This is a genomic window from Halomonas ventosae (assembly GCF_004363555.1).
In the GTDB taxonomy this organism is placed as follows: domain Bacteria; phylum Pseudomonadota; class Gammaproteobacteria; order Pseudomonadales; family Halomonadaceae; genus Halomonas; species Halomonas ventosae.
On record NZ_SNZJ01000028.1, the window covers coordinates 17,055 to 36,334 of the forward strand.

Sequence of the window (19,280 nt, forward strand, 5' to 3'; positions counted from 1 at the left end):
TGCCGTCTATTGAGCGCGGTTAGCATGGGGCCTATCCGATCTGGTAATCACATACGCAGCATATAACCACACATCCGGATAGACCACCATATTAGTCAAGGGGAGAGAAACCCCATGGAAATCAAGGCATCGACTTATACTGAGACATAGTGGAGTTATGAATCCATTACCTACCTGGAGTGAGGGCACCCTGCCCGGAACGCGACGACGCCCCGCAGCCTTGCCTGCGGGGCGTCGCCGTTGGGGGCTGGCGCGGCGTCCCCTACTCCACCACGCGGGTGGTGATCTCCAGCCCGCCGGTGAGGGTGAAGTGCAGCGTCGCGCCTCGCTCCAGCGGCCCCACCCCGGCCGGGGTGCCGGTCAATACCACGTCGCCCGGCTGCAGGGTGAAGTGGCGGCTCATCTCCGCCACCAGGGTCGCCACCGGGAAGAGCATGTCCGCCCCCTCGCCGTGCTGGCGCGGCTCGCCGTTCACCGCCAGGGTGAAAGCGAGCCCGCTCCAGTTGGGCACCTGAGAGAGCGACAGGAAGGACGAGAGCGGGCAGGCGCCGTCGAAGGCCTTGGCGATCTCCCAGGGGTGCCCCTTCTCCTTGAGGCGCGACTGGACGTCACGCAGGGTCAGGTCCAGGGCCAGCCCGATGCCGACGATGCCGCGCTCGGCCTCGTCGGCGGTGACGTGGGAGAGCTCCTCGCCGATCAGCAGCGCCAGCTCCGTCTCGTAGTGCACCTCGCCCCGCGCAAAGGGGGCGTCGACCGGCTGCTCCAGCGGGACGGCAGCCGTCGCCGGCTTGATGAAGAGCAGCGGCTCGCTGGGCACCGGGTTGTCCAGCTCCCGGGCATGGTCGGCGTAGTTTCGGCCGACGCAGACGATCTTGCCCAGCGGCTCGGGAAATGGCTGGCCATCGGTGAAACGGGGCACGAAACGCATGGCGGTTCTTCTCCTTCTGGTGGTCGCCGCCGCGGTCAGGCGACAAGCCCTTCAGTCTACCCCAGCGACACCCTGGGTCCAGCGTACCGGCGAGGCCTGCCGCTCACGATGGCGCTTCGGGCGACCAGCGCTCGCCCGGCTCGTGGGCCAGGAAGCGCGGGCGCCGGCGGCTCGCCCCGAAGGGGGCCACGCAGCGGTTGTCGAGGCGATTGTAGACGAAGAAGGCGTTGCTGCGCGGGTCCGGCGACATGTTGGCATTGGAGCCGTGCAGCACGTTGCAGTCGAACAGCAGCAGGCCACCCGCCGCGCCGGTCGGCGCCTCGATGCCATGCCGGTCGATCAGCGCGCGCAGCGCCTCACGCCCCGGCACCCCGACCTCCTGCTGCTTGAGCGACTGCCTGTGGTTGTCGTCCGGGGTCTCGCCGAGGCAGGGCACGAAGACCCGGTGGGAGCCCGGCACCAGCATCAGCGGCCCGTTGAAGTGGTGGTTGTCGGTGAGCACGATGGAGGCGCTCACCGCATGCATGGCCGGCATGCCGTCCTCGGCGTGCCAGGTCTCGAAGTCGGAGTGCCAGCTGAAGCCCTTGCCCTCGAAGCCCGGCTTGTAGTTGATGCGCGACTGGTGGACATAGGCCTCCCCGCCGAGGATCTGGCGGGCACGGCCCATCAGGCGCTCGTCCCGGGCCAGGCGCGAGAAGACCCGCGAGAGGAAATGCACGGCGAACAGCGAGCGGATCTCGTTGCCCGAGGGCTCGGTGATGCTGAAGTCGCGGCCGCGGAAGTCGTCGTTGTCGAGCAGGGCCCTGAGTTCCCGGCGCAGCTCGGCGAGCTCGTCGCCAGTGATGAAGCCGGGCTCGAAGAGGAACCCCTGGCGCTCGAACGCATCGAGCTGCGCCTGGCTCAGTGGCCCTTCCTCGGCACGCCCCTTGACCACCCCCTCGTGGCGGCTGAGCCACGGCATGTCCAGCGGCTCGGCCAGCCGGGTGGGATAGGGGTCCTGGCCCGGGCGCGGCGCGCTCTTCACGCGGCTCTGGGGGTCGGGCGAGTCGACGACACCATGATGGGAAACGGTGTTCTCAAACGCACGGTCAGACGTCTTGACTGACATCCAATCACCTCCTGTGTGTCCGTGATCAGTCTCAGCAAAACTCGTGTTCCGACGGCGAGGCAGCCGTGGGCGACCCCAGTGAAGGAGCCGCACGAGGCCATATGGTGACGCCCTCGGGGGTTTCAAGGGCAACGAAAAAAGCCACCTCGATGGGTGGCCTCTTCTATGCTGCGACTCTTGATGTGCCTGGCGATGGGCCAGGGCTTCCCGGTACTTGATGGTGCCGGCAGCAGGAGTCGAACCCGCGACCTACTGATTACAAGTCAGTTGCTCTACCAACTGAGCTATGCCGGCTCGGGAACCGACTCGAGTCACAGAATCGGAAACAGGGTTGGCGTGGCTGGGGTACCAGGATTCGAACCTGGGAATGCCGATACCAAAAACCGGTGCCTTACCACTTGGCTATACCCCAGCAGATTGGTGGCCAGAGACGGAATCGAACCGCCGACACGGGGATTTTCAATCCCCTGCTCTACCGACTGAGCTATCTGGCCGCTGCCAACGGTGCGTATTAAACCCCAGCGGGCCGTTTCCGTCAACCCCTTCCGTTTCAGAAAGATGGCCGAGGAACGGCGACACGGCCGGGCTACTCGCCCCGGGGAACATAGCCCTCGGCCTGGTCGGTCTCGCGGTTGTCGAGGAAGCGCTCCATCTGCTCCATCAGGTACTCCCGTGAGGCGGGATCGAGCATGTTGAGGTGCTTCTCGTTGATCAGGCGAGTCTGCAGCGCCTGCCACTCCTCCCAGGCCTGGCGGGAAACGCTGGCCTGGATCTCCTGGCCCTTCTTGCCGGGCAACGGCGGGAACGGCAGGGCATCCATTTCCTTCTGGTACTTGCGACAGAAGACGGTCTGGCTCATCGGGTCTCTCCTCGTGCGGGTGTCAGGGCCCGGCGGTGGTGGTCAGTGCGAAGGGCGCCAGGGACGCCAGCAGCGCCTTGACCGGCGCCGCCAGGCCGATGCTGGCGGGATCGGAGGGATCGTACCAGCAACGCGCCTCGTCCACCGCGTCCAGCCGGCCGATCCGTGCCGGCTGCGGGGTGATCTCGAGGCGGAAGTGGCTGAAGACATGGGTGAAGGGCGTCCAGGCGGTCTCGAGCACGCTGCCCGGCGCCCGGGCGTCCAGCCAGGCCCGCAGGGCCTCGGCATCGTCGAACTGGGGCAGGCTCCAGAGCCCGCCCCACAGGCCGCTGGAGGGGCGCTGCTCGAGCAGCACGCGCCCCTCCCGGTCCTGCAGGAGCAGCATCACGGTGGTACGCGTGGGCAACGCCTTGCGCGGCTTGGACTCGGGGAAGCGCTTCTCCTCGCCGCGGGCGTGGGCCACACAGACATCGGCGAAGGGGCAGCGAGCGCACTCGGGGGTGCCGCGCCGGCAGAGGGTCGCGCCCAGGTCCATCATCGCCTGGGTGAAATCGACCAGACGCTCATCGGGCGTGTAGTGCTCGGCCAGGGCCCACAGCCGGCGCTCCACCGCCGGCCGTCCCGGCCAGCCCGCCACGGCGTGCAGGCGCGTGAGGACCCGCTTGACGTTGCCGTCGAGGATCACCGCGCGCCGCCCGGTGCTCTGGGCGATGATCGCCCCGGCCGTGGAGCGGCCGATGCCGGGCAGCCCCGCCATCTCGTCGAGGCTGTGGACGGGAAAGGTCCCGCCATGCTCATCGACCACCACCCGGGCGGCCTTGTGGAGGTTGCGCCCCCGGGCGTAGTAGCCGAGCCCGGTCCACAGGTGCAGCACCTCGTCCTGGTCGGCCGCCGCCAGCGACGCCACGTCGGGAAAGCGCACCATGAAGCGCTCGAAGTAGGGGATCACCGTGGCCACCTGGGTCTGCTGCAGCATGATCTCCGAGACCCACACCCGGTAGGGGCTGCGCTCGTGCTGCCAGGGCAGGTCGTGTCGGCCGTGGGCGTCGAACCAGGCGAGCAGGCGCTGCTGGAAGCGCTCCGGCGGCAGGATGGCGGGCGGCATGTCCGTCATGGGGCTCTCACTGCGAACAAAAAAGCGCCGACTGGGGAAGTCGGCGCAGGGACTGGTCATACGTGTTGCTCAATCGAATAGACCCTTCAGGGCATCGCGAAGTTCCTTGCCGGTCTCCTCGCCCAGGCGCTCGTCGATCTTCTCGGCGGCGCCCTCGAGGCGCTTCTCGACCTCCTCGCCGGCACGCTGCGACGCCTCGTCGCGCAGCAGCTCGGCCAGGGTGCCCTGGAAGGCCTGGCGGTCGAGGCGACACCATTCGCCGCGGTCGCCGTCGAGCTGTCCCTCGCAACGCACCGGTAACGGCACCCGCTCCAGGCGCCGGTTGACCTCGCAGGGGGCGTTCTCGGCATTGACCAGGCGCAGCGCGGCGCGCAGGTCGAACTGCTCGCTGACCAGGTCCAGCTGACCCTTGCCGCCCACCTCCATGCCGGGCAGCGTGACCAGCAGGTCGTCACTCCTGGCGGTGCCCTCGTCCAGTGTCAGGGTGGCGCGGATGCGCTCGAAGCGGGTCTCGTCGCGCCACTCGCGGTCGAGCTGCTCGCCCTCCAGGGCGGCGGCCGTGGTGCAAAGCTCCCGGGAAACGTTGACACCGGGAATTGCCCCCTCCTCGATGCGGGTGGCGAGGTTGCCGCCCAGGTGGCGCCTGAGCTCAACCAGGGTGTTGCCGCGGGTGGCGAGCTCGCCCTCGCCGCTGAAGCGCCCGCTCAGGGGCGCCGGCTCGTTGCCGAGGGCCTCGAGCAGCGACTCCAGGCGCACACGCTCGACCTTCGGCGCCAGTTGCCAGCGGAGCGGCGTCTCGCGCAGGTCGAGGGTGCCGTCGGCGGACAGGCGGCCATCGTGGAAGCGCGACTCGAAGGCGACCAGGCGATGGCGTCCGTCGCGCCCCTCGAGGGTCAGGTCGACGTCCTGGAAGTCCAGTCCCGCCAGGCGCAGCTCACCCAGGGCCAGGTGGGCATCGAGCGTGAGGGCGGAGAGCCACTCCGTCGGCACCAGCCCCTCCGATTCGGCGGCATGGGCCCGGCGGATGCCCGGCAGGCGCCACAGCCAGGCGCCATCGTCCTCCACCCCCGGGGGCGGCAGGTAGCCGTCCAGGTCGAGCCGGTCGCCCTGCAGGTCGGCGGCGAGCTGCTCGCCGTCATACTGTCCCGCCAGGCGGCCGGTGAAGGTGCTGCCGTCCAGCACCAGGGTCAGGCCGGCGAGCTCGAAGCGGTCGAGATCGCCGCTGACGGGGCTGGTCAGCGCCACGTCGGAAAGCGCCTCGCCATCGGCCATCTCGGGCATCATGTCGAGCCGCGCCAGCCAGGGCCGCAGCGACAGCGGCGCCAGGCGCAGCTGGCCGGTATAGGCCGGCGCCTCGGCGAGCTGGCTGAGGTTGAGGTTGCCGTTGAGCTCCAGCCCATCGGGGCCGGTGAGCGCCAGGTCGCGCAGGCGGGCGCTCTGCTCGTCGAGGTCGGCATCCAGGGTGAAGGCCAGCGACAGCGGTACCACCTTCTCGCCCAGGCGCGGATGCTGAAGGCTGGCGTCGAGCTGCCCCTCCTCCAGCTGCAGACTGCCCTCGCCGACGTTCACGACCAGCTCGTCGCCCTGGAGGTTGACCTTCTGCTCGCTGTCGAGGCCGGCGAGGCGGTTGACCGTCTCCAGGCTCAGCCCTTCCAGCACGTGTCGGCCCTCGGCCAGGCCCAGGGCCACCCGCCCCTTCAGGGAGACCTCGCTGACCAGGCGCGCCTCACGCTCCTGCTCCCGCCAGTCGAGGCCCTCGTGCTCCGTCAGCCGGAAGGAGGCCGCGACCGGGAAGGCCCGCCCGGGATTGACGTTGCTGCCGCTGACCTGGACGTTCTCGAAGAGCAGCTCGCGGTCGCTCAGGGCATCGCGGAAGCGCACCTCACCGTCCCGGACCTGCACGCTGGCCACGTTGAGCGCCACCGAGAGGCCGGTGTCGATATCGGGGTCGGGCCCGGCGCTGGCCGGCGCCAGGGCGGCCTCGGCCTCCTCGCTGCTCTCGCCCAGCCGCTCCAGCAGCACTTCCCAGTTGCCCTCTCCCTGCGCGTCGCGCTTGAGGTCGAGGTAGAGGCCGTCGAGGGTCAGGCCGTCGATGGCGATCTCGCCGCGCAGCAGCGGCGTGAAGGCCAGGCTGACCTCGGCGTGGGAGAAGGCGGCGAAGGGTGTCGAGTCCTCCGCCTGGTCCGGCAGGCGGGCCTCGGCCTTCTCCACGCCTACTCCCAGGCGGGGGTAGAAGGACCAGGAGAGGGCGCCATCCAGGCTCAGCTCCAGCCCGCTGTGCTCGCGCACCACCTCGACGAGCCGCGGCTTGAGGTCATCGGGATCGAAGAAGGTGGTGACGTAGACCACGGCGCCGACCATTACCAGGCCGAGTACGCCGATGGCGGCGAGCAGCGTCCGCAACAGGCGCTTCATTGCTGGCCTCCCCGGGGTGACAGGTCGAGCTCGAAGTAGTCGCCGTCCTGGGTGAGCCGGTAGCCCAGCCGGGCGAGCAGCATCTGGTCGGCCACCGGCAGATGGGCGGAATCAGCATAGAGGCGGCGCCCCTCGGCATGGGCGCTCTCGCTGACCAGCGCCAGCAGCCGTGAACCGACGCCGCGACGCCGGGTCGTCCTGCGCACGCAGAGGTTCGACAGCCACCAGGCATCCTGGTAGGGCTTCACCGCCACGGCACCCAGCAGCCGGTCGTTGAATCGGGCACAGCTGAAGAGGTGGCCACTCGCGAGGTGGTCACGGATGAACTCATCGACGGGCAGGGGCAGGCGCTCGGCGGGAGCGTCGGCATAGATGCGCGCGAGGTCGAGGCGTACCTGGGCATCCGCTTCCCAGGCGGCCTGGTCGACCTGTTGAAGGGTCACCGGCATGGGTGGATCTCCTTGAGCCGGGGCGGCGGGGTCGCCACCACTGTCATGGCCCGCATTGTAGCGGATGGGGCAGGCGATTCACTATAATGGCAGGCTCGCGGCGCCAGGCACAGCAACCGGCGCCCTTCCGCCTTGCCGGCCGGTGGCCATCACCGGCCCCCCTCGACACGCGCCCCGGCGCTGGAGACCCGACATGTCCGAGCGTATCGCCACGGTCACCCGGAACACCCGGGAAACCCAGATCACGGTGACCATCAATCTCGACGGCGAGGGACGCCTGGCCTGCGAGACCGGCGTGCCCTTCCTCGACCACATGCTCGACCAGGTGGCCCGCCACGGCCTGATCGACCTCGACATCGAAGCGGTGGGCGACCTGCACATCGATGACCACCATACCGTCGAGGACCTCGGCATCACCCTGGGCCAGGCCTTCCACCAGGCGATCGGCGACAAGCGCGGCATCTATCGCTACGGCCATGCCTACGTGCCCCTGGACGAGGCCCTTTCGCGGGTGGTGGTGGACTTCTCCGGCCGCCCGGGACTGTTCATGGACGTCGAATTCACCCGCGCCAGCATCGGCCGCCTGGACACCCAGCTTTTCTGGGAGTTCTTCCAGGGCTTCGTCAACCATGCCCGCGTGACCCTGCACATCGACAACCTGAAGGGCTTCAACGCCCACCACCAGGCGGAAACCATCTTCAAGGCCTTCGGCCGCGCGCTGCGCATGGCCGTGGCGCCGGACCCGCGCATGGCCGGCCAGATGCCGTCCACCAAGGGCAGCCTCTGAGGCCGCCGAACGATCACACGAGGAGCGCTCCATGACCATTGCCGTCATCGACTACGGGATGGGCAACCTGCATTCCGTCGCCAAGGCACTGGAACACGTCACCCACGAGAACGTGATCGTGACGCGGGATGCCCGTCGCATCCGCGGCGCCACCCGCCTGGTGCTGCCCGGCCAGGGCGCCATCCGCGACTGCATGGGCGAGCTCGAGAAGACCGAGCTGCGTGGCCTGGTCGAGGAACTGCTCGCCCGCCAGGCCAAGCCGCTGCTGGGCATCTGCGTCGGCCAGCAGATGCTGCTCGATCACAGCGAGGAGAACGGCGGCATCGGCTGCCTGGGGTTCCTGCGCGGCGAGGTGAGGAAGTTCCCGACCGACATGCACGATGACCGGGGCAACCGCCTCAAGGTGCCCCACATGGGCTGGAACCTGGTGCACCAGCACCACGACCATCCCCTGTGGGCGGGCATCGACCAGGACGAGCACTTCTACTTCGTGCACAGCTACTACGTCGACGCCGCGGACGACGCCACGGTCTTCGGCACCACCGACTACGGGCGGGTGAGCGCCCACGTGGCCATCGGCCGCGATGCCACCTTCGCCGTGCAGTTCCACCCGGAGAAGAGCTCCCGGGCCGGCCTCAAGCTGCTGGAAAACTTCGTTCAATGGATGCCCTGAGCGGCGCCACTCTCATTACAGGCGCCCGTGGCCGCGCCCTCTCCCTGCAGGCGCCCGCGGCTGCGCCAACCGAGGACACTGACATGCTGGTAATTCCCGCCATCGACCTCAAGGACGGCAAGTGCGTGCGCCTCAAGCAGGGTCGCATGGACGATGCCACCACCTACGGCGACGACCCGGTGGCCATGGCCGCCCGCTGGGTCGAGGCCGGCGCGCGCCGCCTGCACCTGGTAGACCTCAACGGCGCCTTCGAGGGCGCGCCGGTCAACGGCGAGGCGGTCACCGCCATCGCCCGCGCCTGGCCCGACCTGCCGATCCAGATCGGCGGCGGCATCCGCAGTGCCGAGACCATCGAGCACTACCTCGAGGCCGGGGTCTCCTACGTGATCATCGGCACCAAGGCGGTCAAGGAGCCGGCCTTCGTCGGCGAGATGTGCCGCGCCTTTCCCGGCCACGTGATCGTCGGCCTGGACGCCCGGGATGGCTTCGTGGCCACCGACGGCTGGGCCGAGGTCTCCGAGATCAAGGCCGTGGACCTGGCGAAGCGCTTCGCCGACGACGGCGTCTCCAGCATCGTCTACACCGACATCGCCCGCGACGGCATGATGCAGGGCGTCAACGTCGAGGCCACCGCGGCGCTCGCCCGCGACGGCGGCCTGCCGGTGATCGCCTCCGGCGGGGTGACCGACCTCGATGACCTGCGCGCCCTGATCGCGGCCGGGGAGCCCGGGATCCTGGGTGCCATCACCGGGCGCGCCATCTACGAGGGCAGCCTCGACGTCGCCGAGGCGCAGCGGCTCTGCGACGAACTCAGCCACAAGGGGAGCTGATCCATGGGACTCGCCAAGCGCATCATTCCGTGCCTGGACGTCGACGCCGGCCGCGTGGTCAAGGGCGTCAACTTCATCGGCATCCGCGACGCCGGTGACCCGGTAGAGATCGCCCAGCGCTACAACCAGCAGGGCGCCGACGAGATCACCTTCCTCGACATCACGGCGAGCCACGAGGACCGCGACACCACGGTGGAGATGGTCGAGCGCATCGCCGGCGAGGTGTTCATCCCGCTCACCGTGGGCGGCGGGATCCGCACCTGCGACGACATCCGTACCATGCTCAACGCCGGCGCCGACAAGGTCTCGATCAACACCGCCGCAGTGACCAATCCCGACTTCGTGCACGAGGCCGCCGAGCGCTTCGGTAGCCAGTGCATCGTGGTGGCCATCGACGCCAAGAAGGTATCCGGGGAAGGCGAGCCGGACCGCTGGGAGATCTTCACCCATGGCGGACGCCGCCCCACCGGGCTGGATGCCGTGGAGTGGGCGAAGAAGATGGTGGCCTACGGTGCCGGCGAGCTGCTGCTGACCAGCATGGACCGCGACGGCACCAAGGTCGGCTTCGACCTGGGGGTGACCCGCGCCATCGCCGACGCGGTGAGCGTGCCGGTGATCGCCTCCGGCGGGGTCGGCAACCTCGACCACCTGGTCGAGGGGGTCATCGAGGGCGGTGCCGACGCGGTGCTGGCAGCCAGCATCTTCCACTTCGGCGAGTACACCATCCCCGAGGCCAAGCGCTACATGGCCGAGCGGGGCATCGAGATGCGCCTATAGGAAAAGGGGATTTATTGCTGCGCTCGATATCCTGACCGCCGGCGGTGCTCGGAATCCTCATGTAGCAGGCTACACTCCGGTTCCTGCGCTCCGGCGGCGGTCAGCCTCTCTTCGCTCGCGACATAAATCCTCGCTTTTCCTTTTCTTGGAGAACGCAAAGGGCCCGCCACTTGGCGAGCCCTTTGCGTTTCGGCCGGCGTGCCGGCGACTACTCCTCGGCGGAGAGGCCCAGGTTGCTGACGCCATCGTTGCGCCCCAGCCGGCGCAGCGCCTTGAGCGCCTCGCGATCCAGCGCTCCCGCCTCCACGGCCTCGAGCACCGCGTCCTGGAAGTCGTTCTCGTCCGCCATCAGCGGATGGTCGCGCACCAGCTCGCCCAGCCGCGCGGCGTCCTCCTCGCCCTCGGTGAGCTCGATATAGGCGCGCACCCCGCTGCGCGACGCACGGCTGACCTCCAGCACTGCCTCCGGGGCCTCGCCGCGCAGGGTGTCGAGCAGCGCCGAGAGGGCCACCACCGCCTCCAGGGCCCGCCGCGCCCCGAAGCTGTCATCCTCGGCGGGGGGCTCCAGCTCGGCGAGCTTCTCGGCCTGGCGGTCGAAGTCGATGCGCGCCTCCCTCACCGCCAGCTGCTCCCAGACCAGGTCCAGGATCACCCTGATGCCATGCGGGTCGCCCTGGCCGGTGGTCTCGGCATAGAGGCGGTAGTTGGGCAGCAGCCGCTCGCAGAGCGCCGCCATGAAGGCCTGCTGGCGTCGCGGGTCGAGCTGCTGCAGGCGGTGGAAGAAGCCGCTCATGGAGTCTCCTTGGCGTTGGGGTTGTCTCAGGGCCAGAGGCGATCTTTCGCTACCCGCCCATGGGGATCGAAGAGCACGCCTTCGGCAACCAGCCGCCGGCGCTGCTCCTCCGCCCCACCGTGATCGGCCAGCTTGCGGGAGGCGGTGATGACCCGGAACCAGGGCAGGCCGTGGCCGGCGGGCAGATCGCGCAGGGCCCGTGCCACCAGGCGCGGCGTGGCGCCGTCGGTCATCGCGGCGATGCGCCCGTAGCTGGTCACCCGGCCGGGCGGGATCTCGGCGAGGATGGTCAGTATCTGTTCCCGCAGCTCCGGCTTCATGTACCCTTGCGCTCCGTCCCGTCCGTCACCCGGCATTTCATCAAGGCGAGGCCCGCATGCACGTTCACCTCCTCCAGCACAGCCCCCACCAGGGACCGGCCCGCATCGCCGACTGGCTTGCCAGCATGGGCCACAGCCACACCGTCTTCCACCTCGATGCGGGGGAGCTGCCGCCACGGCTGGCCGATGGCGATGCGCTGATCGTGCTCGACGGCCCCGAGGGCAGTCTCGAGGAGGGCCACTGCCCCTGGCTCAGGGGCGAGCGCAAGCTGATCCACCAGGCGCTGGACGCCAACAAGCCGCTGCTGGGGATCGGCTTCGGCGCCCGCCTGATCGCCGAGGCGCTGGGGGCGGTGGTGGCCCGCGGCACCGTGGCCGAGACCGGCTGGCACCGGGTGGACCTCGCCCCGCTGAGTCCCGTCGACCTGCCCGACACCTTCGAGGCCTTCATGTGGCACCGCGAGGTCTTCGCGCTGCCCGACTATGCCCTGGCGCTGGGCCGCAGCGAGGCCAGCCCGCTGCAGGGCTTCACCTGGGACGACGGCCGGGTGGTGGCCCTGCTCTGCCACCTGGAGGCCACCGCCGCCAGCGTCACCGCCCTGCTCGACCACCAGGCGCCGCCCGAGGGCAGCGAGACCAGCCCCCATGCCCAGGACCGGGCGGCCATGCTCGACGACCCGAGGCGCTTCGACCGGCTGGCCCCACTGCTCGACCGCCTGCTCAGCCAGTGGCTGGGCAGCACCGCTCAGGGATGATGGCTCAGGCCGACTGAGGCTGCGGCCGGCCGTTCCGGCGCGCCTCGGCGGACCACTCCCTGGCAACCTGCAGGCAGCTCTCCCAGTCGCCGACGTGGAGGAAGTGGCGCTCGGGGTGCTTCTCCAGCTGGTGGCGATAGAGCGGGTCGTAGTATTCGGTCAGCAGCGGGGCCAGCCAGGCCTCATGGGCCTGGCGATTGCCCCGTTCATGCTCGCGGAAGGCGAGCGCCTGCAGGCGCTGCAGGCGTGCCAGGCGCTCGCTGCCCAGGCGCTTGCGCAGCCGGCCCAGGGCGGTGGCGAGCTGCTTGCGCATCAGCGCCCAGCCCAGCCAGTCGCCGAACTGACGACGATGGACCTCCCACAGGTCGTCGATGTAGTCCTTGCGGATCTGCGCCAGCCGCCAGTCCAGGGGCATCTCGATGCGGATGCGCGGCGCCGGCAGCATGCCTTCCCAGAAGCGCAGCGGAATGTTGGCCGCCCCGATGCGCCGGGACTCGTCCTCCACCACCAGCGGCCCGGGCAACTCCAGCAGGCGCAGCCCCATGGCATGTTCGAAGTCGATCTGGCTGGGCGCCGGCAACGGGTGGCGCCCGAAGGCCGAGCCCTTGTGACGGGCACAGCCCTCCAGGTCGAGGCCATTGTCCAGCGCCAGGATCAGCGGCGTCTTGGCACAGCCGGTGAGCCCCCCCACCACCAGCAGCGGCTGCTCGGCCGCGGCGTCGATGCGCGCACAGAGGGCCTGGCGCATCGCCTTCCAGCCGCCGCGGATACGCGGGCGCAGGATGCCGGCATCCGCCAGCCACTGCTGGGCGACCTGGGAGCGCAGCCCGCCGCGGAAGCAGTAGATGATGGCGTCGGGGTGCGCCGCGAGGAGCCGCTGCCAGGCGGCGACCCGCGCCGCCTTGAGGCCGCCGCTGACCAGCCGCTCGCCCAGGGCGATGGCGGCGTCCTGGCCATGCGCCTTGTAGGCGATGCCCACGAGGTGGCGCTCCTCGTCGTCCATCAGCGGCAGGTTCACCGCCCCGGGCAGGGCGCCCTGGGCGAACTCCACCGGCGCGCGGACATCGATCAGCACGCGCCCTTCCCGCAGCAGCGCGAGGTCAGGCTCGACCAGCGGCAGGCTCATCCACGCACCTCGATCAGCGCCGGCCCGCTGGCCTTGACGACCTCGCCGAAGGGCACGAGCTCGATGCCGTGCTGGCGGCCGATGCGTTCCACATCGTCCTCCCAGGAGGGGTGCACCGAGAGCAGCAGGCCACCGGAGGTCTGCGGGTCGCAGAGCCACTGCCAGTGGGCCTCGTCCATCTGCGGCAGGCTCTCACCCAGCGCCTCGCGATTGCGCTTGGTGCCGCCGGGTACCGCGCCCTTACGGCGATAGGCCTCGGCCTCGGCGAGGCGCGGCAGGCGCCGGAAGTTGACCCGGGCGGCCACACCACTGGCCGTGCAGATCTCGGCGAGGTGGCCCGCCAGGCCGAAGCCGGTGACGTCTGTCATGGCATGCACGCCCTTGACCTTGGCCAGCTCCATGCCGATGGCATTGGACTTGAGCATGGTCTCCCGCGCCAGGCCCTGGTGGCCGGGCTCGATCAGCCCCTGCTTCTCGGCCGTGGTCAGCAGGCCCACCCCCAGCGGTTTGGTGAGAAACAGCAGGTCGCCGGGCTTGGCGCCCTTGTTGAGCTTGAGGTGCTCGAGGTCGACGAGGCCATTGACCGCCAGGCCGAAGATCGGCTCGGGGGCGTCGATGGAGTGACCGCCGGCAAGCGCCAGGCCCAGCTCGCGGCACACCGCCTGGGCACCGGCCACCACGTCGCCGGCGACCTCGGCACCGAGCGTGTCCAGTGGCCAGCCGAGGATGCCGAGTGCCAGCACCGGCTTGCCGCCCATGGCATAGACATCGCTGATGGCATTGATCGCCGCGATGCGGCCGAAGTCGAAGGGGTCGTCGACGATGGGCATGAAGAAGTCGGTGGTGGCGATCATGCCGCGGCCATCGCCCAGGTCGTAGACGGCGGCGTCCTCGCGCCCCTGGTTGCCGACGATCAGCCGCGAATGGCTGGCCCCGGGGCCCGCCTTGGCGAGGATGCCGTCGAGCACGTCGGGGGCGATCTTGCAGCCGCAGCCGGCGCCGTGGCTGTACTGGGTCAGGCGGATGGCGCTCATCTCGTTCTCCTTGGCATTCACTACCCGCATTCTACATCAGAGTGGGGGGCCTAGAGGGCGTCCAGGGCCTCGGCGAGCTTGTCCACGGCGACCACCTCCATGCCCTCGGGCGAGCGCTTGGGGGCATTGCCGCGGGGCACGATGGCCCGCGTGAAGCCGTGCTTGGCCGCCTCGACGATGCGCTCCTGGCCACTGGGGACCGGGCGGATCTCGCCGGAGAGCCCCACCTCGCCGAACACCACCAGCTCCCGGGGGAGCGGCCGGTTCTGCAGGCTGGAGACCACCGCCAGCAGCACCGCCAGGTCGGCGCTGGTCTCCAGCACCTTGACCCCGCCGACCACGTTGAGGAAGACGTCCTGGTCCCCGGTAAACAGCCCGCCGTGGCGATGCAGCACCGCCAGCAGCATGGCCAGGCGGTTCTGGTCGAGGCCCACGGCGACGCGGCGCGGGTTGCCCAGCGCCGACTCGTCGAGCAGCGCCTGGACCTCCACGAGGATCGGCCGGGTGCCCTCCCAGACCACCATCACCAGGCTGCCGGCACTCTGCTCCTCGTTGCGCGAGAGGAAGATGGCGCTGGGGTTCTTTACCTCCTTGAGGCCGTGCTCGAGCATGGCGAACACGCCGAGCTCGTTGACCGCGCCGAAACGGTTCTTCTGCCCGCGCAGGGTACGAAAGCGGGAATCCGCCCCGCCCTCGAGCAGCAGCGAGGCATCGATCATGTGCTCCAGCACCTTGGGGCCGGCCAGGCTGCCGTCCTTGGTGACGTGCCCCACCAGCATCAGCACGGTATTGCTCTGCTTGGCGAAGCGGGTCAGGGCCGCGGCGGACTCGCGCACCTGGGCGACGCCACCGGGGGCCGAGGCGATATCCTCCAGGTGCATGGTCTGGATGGAGTCGATGATCAGGATCTCGGGGCGCTCGCGATCGGCCACGGCGAGGATGGTCTCGATGCTAGTCTCGGCCAGCATCTTCAGGCCCTGTACCGGCAGCTGCAGGCGATGGGCGCGCATCGCCACCTGGGAGAGCGACTCCTCGCCGGTGACGTAGACCACCCGGCGGGACTGGGCCAGCTTGCAGGCGGTCTGCAGCAGCAGGGTCGACTTGCCGGCCCCGGGGTGCCCCCCGAGCAGTACCGCCGAACCCGGCACCAGGCCTCCGCCCAGCACCCGGTCGAACTCCGCGAAGGTGGAGGAGAGCCTGGGCACCTCGCTGAGGTCGACGCTGGCCAGGTCGACCACCTCGCGGGACAGGCCACCGGCGTAGCCGCCGCGCGCGGTCGAGGCAGCGCCCGTGGCGGCGCCGGGCCGCGCCGCCGAGAGGCGGACCTCGCTCAGGGTATTCCACTCCTGGCAGCTGCTGCACTGCCCCTGCCACTTGCGGTACTCGGCACCACACTCGGTGCAGACGAAGGCGCTCTTCGCTTTGGCCATGCGGCTCTCTCTCCCACGGTCGGGGCCATCATGCTATCCGCCACGGCCCGATGGCATGCACGCAACGACAAGGGGCGACCCTGAGGGCCGCCCCGGTAGTGCGCATTCAGACGGTTACAGGCGCTTGAGCTGCAGCATCTCGCTGTTCTGGAAGCGGCGCAGGTTGGGGTCGATCAGCTCGAGGGTCTGCTCATCGACACGCAGGAAGTAGTAGGTCTGCCCTTCGCCATCGGGCGTCAGCTCGTAGACGGTGGCGGTGGGATCCTGCTCCGTTCCCTCGAGGACCTCCCAGTTACCCGCGTAGTTCTCGTCCGGCGGGTCCTGGGGGTGCGCCCGATAGGAGGCCTCGAGGTCGAAGGTGCGCTCCTCGGTGGCACCCTGCTCCTCGCCGTTCAGGGTCACGTTCAGGTCGATGCCGTCGCAGTTGCGACACGGCAGGGTTCCCTGGTAGGTCGCCGTGGTCGCTTCCATCTCCGGGGCGGCGGCCTGGTCGGTGGGTCCGGCGGCGCAGCCGGCCAACAGGGCGGCCAGGGCGGTGCCGGCCAGCAAGGTCCTGATTTGCATTTGTGTCCTCCTAACCAATGGGCATGACGCCGTGATACACGGCAGCCTGAATGACAGCATAACCTCTCGTGCCCTCAGCGGACAGCCTCCCCGCCCTGCATCAGGCCAGCGGATAGACATGGGTGAAGATCAGTGCCAACACCAGCGGCATGACCACCAGGCTGCCCAGGTTGCCGATCAGCACCAGCGAGGCCACCTTGTGGGGCTCCTGGCGATACTGCTCGGCCACCAGGTAGTTCAACACGGCCGGCGGCAGGGCGGCAAACACCCAGAGGGCCGCCGCCTGCAGGCCCGAGAGGTCGAGCCACCAGATCAGCGGCACGGCGAGTACCAGTCCCGAGAGCGGGCAGAGCACCGCCCCGAGCAGGCCGGTCTTCCAGTCGCCGAAGTCGATGTCCAGCATCCTCACGCCCAGGGCGAAGAGCATCAGCGGGATGCAGATTCCGCCCAGCATGTGCAGCGCCTCCAGGAACCAGCCCGGCAGGGGCACGCCGCCCAGGTTGACGGCGAGGCCCGCCAGGCTCGCCAGCACGATGGGCATGCGCAGCAGCCGCCACAGGGGGGTGTGCGGGCTGAGCATGTAGAGCCCCACCGAGAAGTGGAGCAGCATCTCGATGATGAACAGCACCACCGCCGCCGGCAGGGCCTTCTCGCCGAAGGCCAGCACCAGCAGGGGGATCCCCATGTTGCCGGAGTTGTTGAACATCATCGGCGGCAGGAAGGTCTTGGTCTCGAGCTTCAGCCACTTCGCCACCGGCCAGAGCACGAGCCCCGACCCCAGCACCACCACGGCCCCCGCCAGGGCCAGGCTCGCATAGTCCGCCAGGGGCGCCTGGCGGTCGGCGAGCACGGCGAACACCAGCATCGGCACGAAGAGCTCCATGTTGAGGGTGTTCAGGCCGCGGATGTCCGGCGTACGGAAGCGGCCGTAAAGAGTCCCGCAGCCGGCGATCAGGAAGACGGGCAGCAGGGTGGCGAGGATCTGGGCGGTCATTGCACGGGTCCGTAGGCAGCGAATGATCGATGGCGGCCCCCGAGACTAGCATGGCCGCGGCTTGCGCGGTCACGCCGCTCGGGTCACCATGACCAAAGTCCAATCCCCGAGCGAGTGACCATGAGCAAGTTCTGGAGCCCCGCCGTTCGTGAGCTGACCCCCTATGTCCCGGGTGAGCAGCCCCGCGAGCGCCTGATCAAGCTGAACACCAACGAGAACCCCTATCCGCCGGCCCCCGGCGTCGAGGCCGCCCTGCGCGATTTCCCCGCCGACCACCTGCGGCGCTATCCGGACCCGGAGTCCCGCGCCCTGCGCGCGGCCCTGGCGGAGGAGCTCGGGGTGGCGATGGAGCAGGTGTTCGTCGGCAACGGCTCCGACGAGGTGCTCGCCCTGGCCTTCCAGGCCTTCTTCCGCCAGGCACGCCCGCTGGAGATGCCGAGCATCTCCTACAGCTTCTATCCGGTCTACTGCCGTCTCTATGGCGTCGAGCGCCGCACCCACCCCCTTGACGCCGACTGGCGGGTCGACCTCGATGCCTTCGGCCAGGATGCCGGCGGGGTGATCTTCGCCAACCCCAACGCCCCCACCGGCCATGGCCATGGACGCGAGGCGATCGCCGGGCTGCTGGAACGGGTCTCCGAGGCGGTGGTGCTGGTCGACGAGGCCTACGTGGACTTCGGCGGCGAGAGTGCCGTGCCGCTGGTCGAGCACTTCCCCAACCTGCTGGTCACCGGCACCTTCTCCAAGTCACGCAGCCTGGCCGGCCTGCGGCTCGGCTATGCGGTGGGCTCCCGCGAGCTGATCGAGGGGCTGGAGCGGGTCAAGGACTCCTTCAACTCCTACCCCGTGGACAGCCTGGCCAGCGCCCTGGGCATCGCCTCCCTGGCGGACCGCAAGCACTTCGAGGCCTGCCGCGAGGCGGTGATCACCACCCGCGAGCGTACCCGGGTGCGACTTGAGGCCCTGGGCTTCCAGGTGCTGCCCTCGCAGACCAACTTCGTGCTGGTCAGCCACCCGGAGTTCGATGCCGCCCAGCTCTTCGTGGGCCTGCGCGAGCGCGGCGTGCTGGTGCGACACTTCAACACCGAGGTGCTGCGCGACCACCTGCGGATCTCCATCGGCACCGATGACGAGATGGACAGCCTTATCGAGGCGCTCGAGAGCCAGTGTCGCCAGGGCCATCCATGACCCAGGAACGTCATCGACTGCCCCTTTCCAGGGTCCATCACGTGGCGCTGATCACCGCCGACTACGACCGCGCCCGGCGCTTCTATCTCGAGGTGATGGATGCCGAGATCATCGAGGAGACCTGGCGAGCCGAACGGGAGAGTCACAAGCTGGACCTGCGCCTTCCGGGAGGCATCCAGCTGGAGCTTTTCTCCTTCCCCTCGCCGCCGCCACGTCCCAGCTACCCCGAGGCCTGCGGCCTTCGCCATCTCGCCCTGGCGACTCCGGACCTCGAGGCATGCATCGACCTGCTGAGGGCTAGGGGTGCACAGCCGGAACCCATCCGGGTAGATGAGCTGACCGGCGCACGCTTCACCTTCCTGGCCGACCCCGATGGCACCCCGATCGAGTTGTACGAAGAACCCACGCCGGAACGGCGGCCATAAACGAGGAACCCCCGGCTTCTGACGAAGCCGGGGGTTCCTGGAATGAAAAGACCCCGAGCTCTGGTGAACACGGGGTCTTCTCGGGATAGGTGCCTGACGATGACTTGGCCGGCACCCCGGTACTCTTCATGGGGAGGCCCCCGTAACGACGAAACCCCGACCAATGGCCGGGGTTTCTGAATAAGTGCCTGACGATGGCTCGGGCGGCGCTCCGCTACTCTCCAGGGGGAGGCCCTGACATCACGTCCGTTTGGCCGACGCACATGAAAAGACCCCATGCTCTTTCGAACACGGGGTCTTCTCGGAATAAGTGCCTGACGATGACCTACTCTCGCATGGGGAGGCCCCACACTACCATCGGCGCTGAGCGGTTTCACTGCTGAGTTCGGCATGGGATCAGGTGGTTCCCGCACGCTATGGTCGTCAGGCGAAAAACGGTGAATCATGCTGACGATACGTCTCGTCGTATCCGGCTGTCGGTCGCCATCGGCAGACCGCTTGGGTGTTATATGGTCAAGCCTCACGGGCCATTAGTACCGGTTAGCTCAACGCCTTGCAGCGCTTCCACACCCGGCCTATCAACCAGCTGGTCTCGCTGGGCCCTTCAGGAGGCTCAAGGCCTCGGGGATGTCTCATCTTGAAGGGGGCTTCCCGCTTAGATGCTTTCAGCGGTTATCCCGTCCGCACATAGCTACCCGGCAATGCCACTGG

The 19,280-nt window shown here is 69.0% G+C and carries 20 protein-coding genes, 3 tRNA genes and 2 rRNA genes; 7 read left to right on the forward strand and 18 right to left on the reverse strand.

Going from position 1 to position 19,280, the window contains the following annotated elements; all coding sequences use genetic code 11:
• Positions 1 to 262 precede the first annotated feature (262 nt).
• The 9 genes from DFP85_RS18090 to DFP85_RS18130 form a co-directional block, all read right to left on the reverse strand.
• Positions 263 to 928: a fumarylacetoacetate hydrolase family protein gene (locus tag DFP85_RS18090; protein WP_133637813.1), complete on the reverse strand. Its 666-nt coding sequence runs from the start codon at positions 926 to 928 to the stop codon at positions 263 to 265.
• A gap of 103 nt (positions 929 to 1,031) precedes the next feature.
• Positions 1,032 to 2,036: an ectoine hydroxylase gene (thpD, locus tag DFP85_RS18095; protein WP_133637814.1), complete on the reverse strand. Its 1,005-nt coding sequence runs from the start codon at positions 2,034 to 2,036 to the stop codon at positions 1,032 to 1,034.
• A gap of 218 nt (positions 2,037 to 2,254) precedes the next feature.
• Positions 2,255 to 2,330: transfer RNA gene (locus tag DFP85_RS18100), tRNA-Thr, on the reverse strand.
• Positions 2,331 to 2,373: 43 nt separating this feature from the next.
• Positions 2,374 to 2,448, reverse strand: a tRNA-Gln gene (locus DFP85_RS18105).
• A gap of 6 nt (positions 2,449 to 2,454) precedes the next feature.
• Positions 2,455 to 2,530: transfer RNA gene (locus DFP85_RS18110), tRNA-Phe, on the reverse strand.
• A 92-nt stretch (positions 2,531 to 2,622) separates the two neighbouring features.
• On the reverse strand, positions 2,623 to 2,895 hold the full coding sequence (locus tag DFP85_RS18115; RefSeq protein WP_106230250.1) for an oxidative damage protection protein: 273 nt from the start codon (positions 2,893 to 2,895) through the stop codon (positions 2,623 to 2,625).
• A 22-nt stretch (positions 2,896 to 2,917) separates the two neighbouring features.
• On the reverse strand, positions 2,918 to 4,009 hold the full coding sequence (gene mutY, locus DFP85_RS18120) for an A/G-specific adenine glycosylase (RefSeq protein ID WP_133637815.1): 1,092 nt from the start codon (positions 4,007 to 4,009) through the stop codon (positions 2,918 to 2,920).
• A 69-nt stretch (positions 4,010 to 4,078) separates the two neighbouring features.
• On the reverse strand, positions 4,079 to 6,424 hold the full coding sequence (locus DFP85_RS18125) for an AsmA family protein (RefSeq protein WP_133637816.1): 2,346 nt from the start codon (positions 6,422 to 6,424) through the stop codon (positions 4,079 to 4,081).
• Positions 6,421 to 6,873 carry an acetyl-CoA sensor PanZ family protein gene (locus tag DFP85_RS18130; RefSeq protein WP_133637817.1) on the reverse strand — a complete coding sequence of 151 codons (453 nt, stop codon included), beginning with the start codon at positions 6,871 to 6,873 and terminating at the stop codon, positions 6,421 to 6,423. The genes DFP85_RS18125 and DFP85_RS18130 overlap by 4 nt, the downstream gene beginning before the upstream one ends.
• 193 nt (positions 6,874 to 7,066) lie before the next feature.
• On the opposite strand from DFP85_RS18130, the gene hisB reads away from it, so the two are divergent.
• The 4 genes from hisB to hisF all read left to right on the forward strand — a co-directional run bounded on the left by hisB (position 7,067) and on the right by hisF (position 9,940).
• A complete protein-coding gene (hisB, locus tag DFP85_RS18135; RefSeq protein ID WP_133637818.1) occupies positions 7,067 to 7,660 on the forward strand; it encodes an imidazoleglycerol-phosphate dehydratase HisB in 594 nt (197 codons plus the stop codon).
• Between the two features lie 31 nt (positions 7,661 to 7,691).
• Positions 7,692 to 8,333, forward strand: a complete 642-nt coding sequence (hisH, locus tag DFP85_RS18140; RefSeq protein ID WP_133637819.1) for an imidazole glycerol phosphate synthase subunit HisH — start codon at positions 7,692 to 7,694, stop codon at positions 8,331 to 8,333.
• An 83-nt stretch (positions 8,334 to 8,416) separates the two neighbouring features.
• On the forward strand, positions 8,417 to 9,163 hold the full coding sequence (hisA, locus tag DFP85_RS18145) for a 1-(5-phosphoribosyl)-5-[(5-phosphoribosylamino)methylideneamino]imidazole-4-carboxamide isomerase (RefSeq protein WP_133637820.1): 747 nt from the start codon (positions 8,417 to 8,419) through the stop codon (positions 9,161 to 9,163).
• Between the two features lie 3 nt (positions 9,164 to 9,166).
• Entirely contained in the window at positions 9,167 to 9,940 is a 774-nt protein-coding gene (hisF, locus tag DFP85_RS18150; RefSeq protein ID WP_133637821.1) for an imidazole glycerol phosphate synthase subunit HisF, read from the forward strand.
• 208 nt (positions 9,941 to 10,148) lie between these two features.
• Here hisF and DFP85_RS18155 read toward each other — a convergent pair whose 3' ends face one another.
• Both DFP85_RS18155 and DFP85_RS18160 read right to left on the reverse strand, forming a co-directional pair.
• On the reverse strand, positions 10,149 to 10,733 hold the full coding sequence (locus DFP85_RS18155; protein ID WP_133637822.1) for a YjaG family protein: 585 nt from the start codon (positions 10,731 to 10,733) through the stop codon (positions 10,149 to 10,151).
• A 26-nt stretch (positions 10,734 to 10,759) separates the two neighbouring features.
• Entirely contained in the window at positions 10,760 to 11,053 is a 294-nt protein-coding gene (locus DFP85_RS18160) for an MGMT family protein (RefSeq protein ID WP_133637823.1), read from the reverse strand.
• A gap of 56 nt (positions 11,054 to 11,109) precedes the next feature.
• Between DFP85_RS18160 and DFP85_RS18165 the strand changes: the two genes are divergently transcribed.
• Positions 11,110 to 11,808, forward strand: a complete 699-nt coding sequence (locus DFP85_RS18165) for a type 1 glutamine amidotransferase (RefSeq protein WP_133637824.1) — start codon at positions 11,110 to 11,112, stop codon at positions 11,806 to 11,808.
• A 4-nt stretch (positions 11,809 to 11,812) separates the two neighbouring features.
• Here the strand turns inward: DFP85_RS18165 and mnmH are convergent, their stop codons facing one another.
• From mnmH to DFP85_RS18190, 5 genes are all read right to left on the reverse strand, one after another.
• Complete coding sequence (gene mnmH, locus DFP85_RS18170; protein ID WP_133637825.1) at positions 11,813 to 12,934, reverse strand: tRNA 2-selenouridine(34) synthase MnmH; 1,122 nt, start codon at positions 12,932 to 12,934, stop codon at positions 11,813 to 11,815.
• Positions 12,931 to 13,968 carry a selenide, water dikinase SelD gene (gene selD, locus DFP85_RS18175; protein WP_133637826.1) on the reverse strand — a complete coding sequence of 346 codons (1,038 nt, stop codon included), beginning with the start codon at positions 13,966 to 13,968 and terminating at the stop codon, positions 12,931 to 12,933. The genes mnmH and selD overlap by 4 nt, the downstream gene beginning before the upstream one ends.
• Before the next feature lie 50 nt (positions 13,969 to 14,018).
• Complete coding sequence (radA, locus tag DFP85_RS18180) at positions 14,019 to 15,398, reverse strand: DNA repair protein RadA (protein WP_133637827.1); 1,380 nt, start codon at positions 15,396 to 15,398, stop codon at positions 14,019 to 14,021.
• Between the two features lie 114 nt (positions 15,399 to 15,512).
• Positions 15,513 to 15,962, reverse strand: a complete 450-nt coding sequence (locus DFP85_RS18185) for a copper resistance protein NlpE N-terminal domain-containing protein (RefSeq protein ID WP_133637828.1) — start codon at positions 15,960 to 15,962, stop codon at positions 15,513 to 15,515.
• A 100-nt stretch (positions 15,963 to 16,062) separates the two neighbouring features.
• Entirely contained in the window at positions 16,063 to 16,956 is an 894-nt protein-coding gene (locus DFP85_RS18190; RefSeq protein ID WP_133637829.1) for an AEC family transporter, read from the reverse strand.
• 120 nt (positions 16,957 to 17,076) lie between these two features.
• On the opposite strand from DFP85_RS18190, the gene hisC reads away from it, so the two are divergent.
• Positions 17,077 to 18,144, forward strand: a complete 1,068-nt coding sequence (gene hisC, locus DFP85_RS18195; protein WP_133637830.1) for a histidinol-phosphate transaminase — start codon at positions 17,077 to 17,079, stop codon at positions 18,142 to 18,144.
• A complete protein-coding gene (gene gloA2, locus DFP85_RS18200) occupies positions 18,141 to 18,569 on the forward strand; it encodes an SMU1112c/YaeR family gloxylase I-like metalloprotein (RefSeq protein ID WP_133637831.1) in 429 nt (142 codons plus the stop codon). Before hisC ends, gloA2 begins: the two co-directional genes overlap by 4 nt.
• 312 nt (positions 18,570 to 18,881) lie before the next feature.
• Here gloA2 and rrf read toward each other — a convergent pair.
• Both rrf and DFP85_RS18210 read right to left on the reverse strand, forming a co-directional pair.
• Positions 18,882 to 18,997: ribosomal RNA gene (gene rrf / locus DFP85_RS18205) — 5S ribosomal RNA — on the reverse strand.
• A gap of 81 nt (positions 18,998 to 19,078) precedes the next feature.
• Positions 19,079 to 19,280: ribosomal RNA gene (locus tag DFP85_RS18210) — 23S ribosomal RNA — on the reverse strand; the annotation flags it as partial.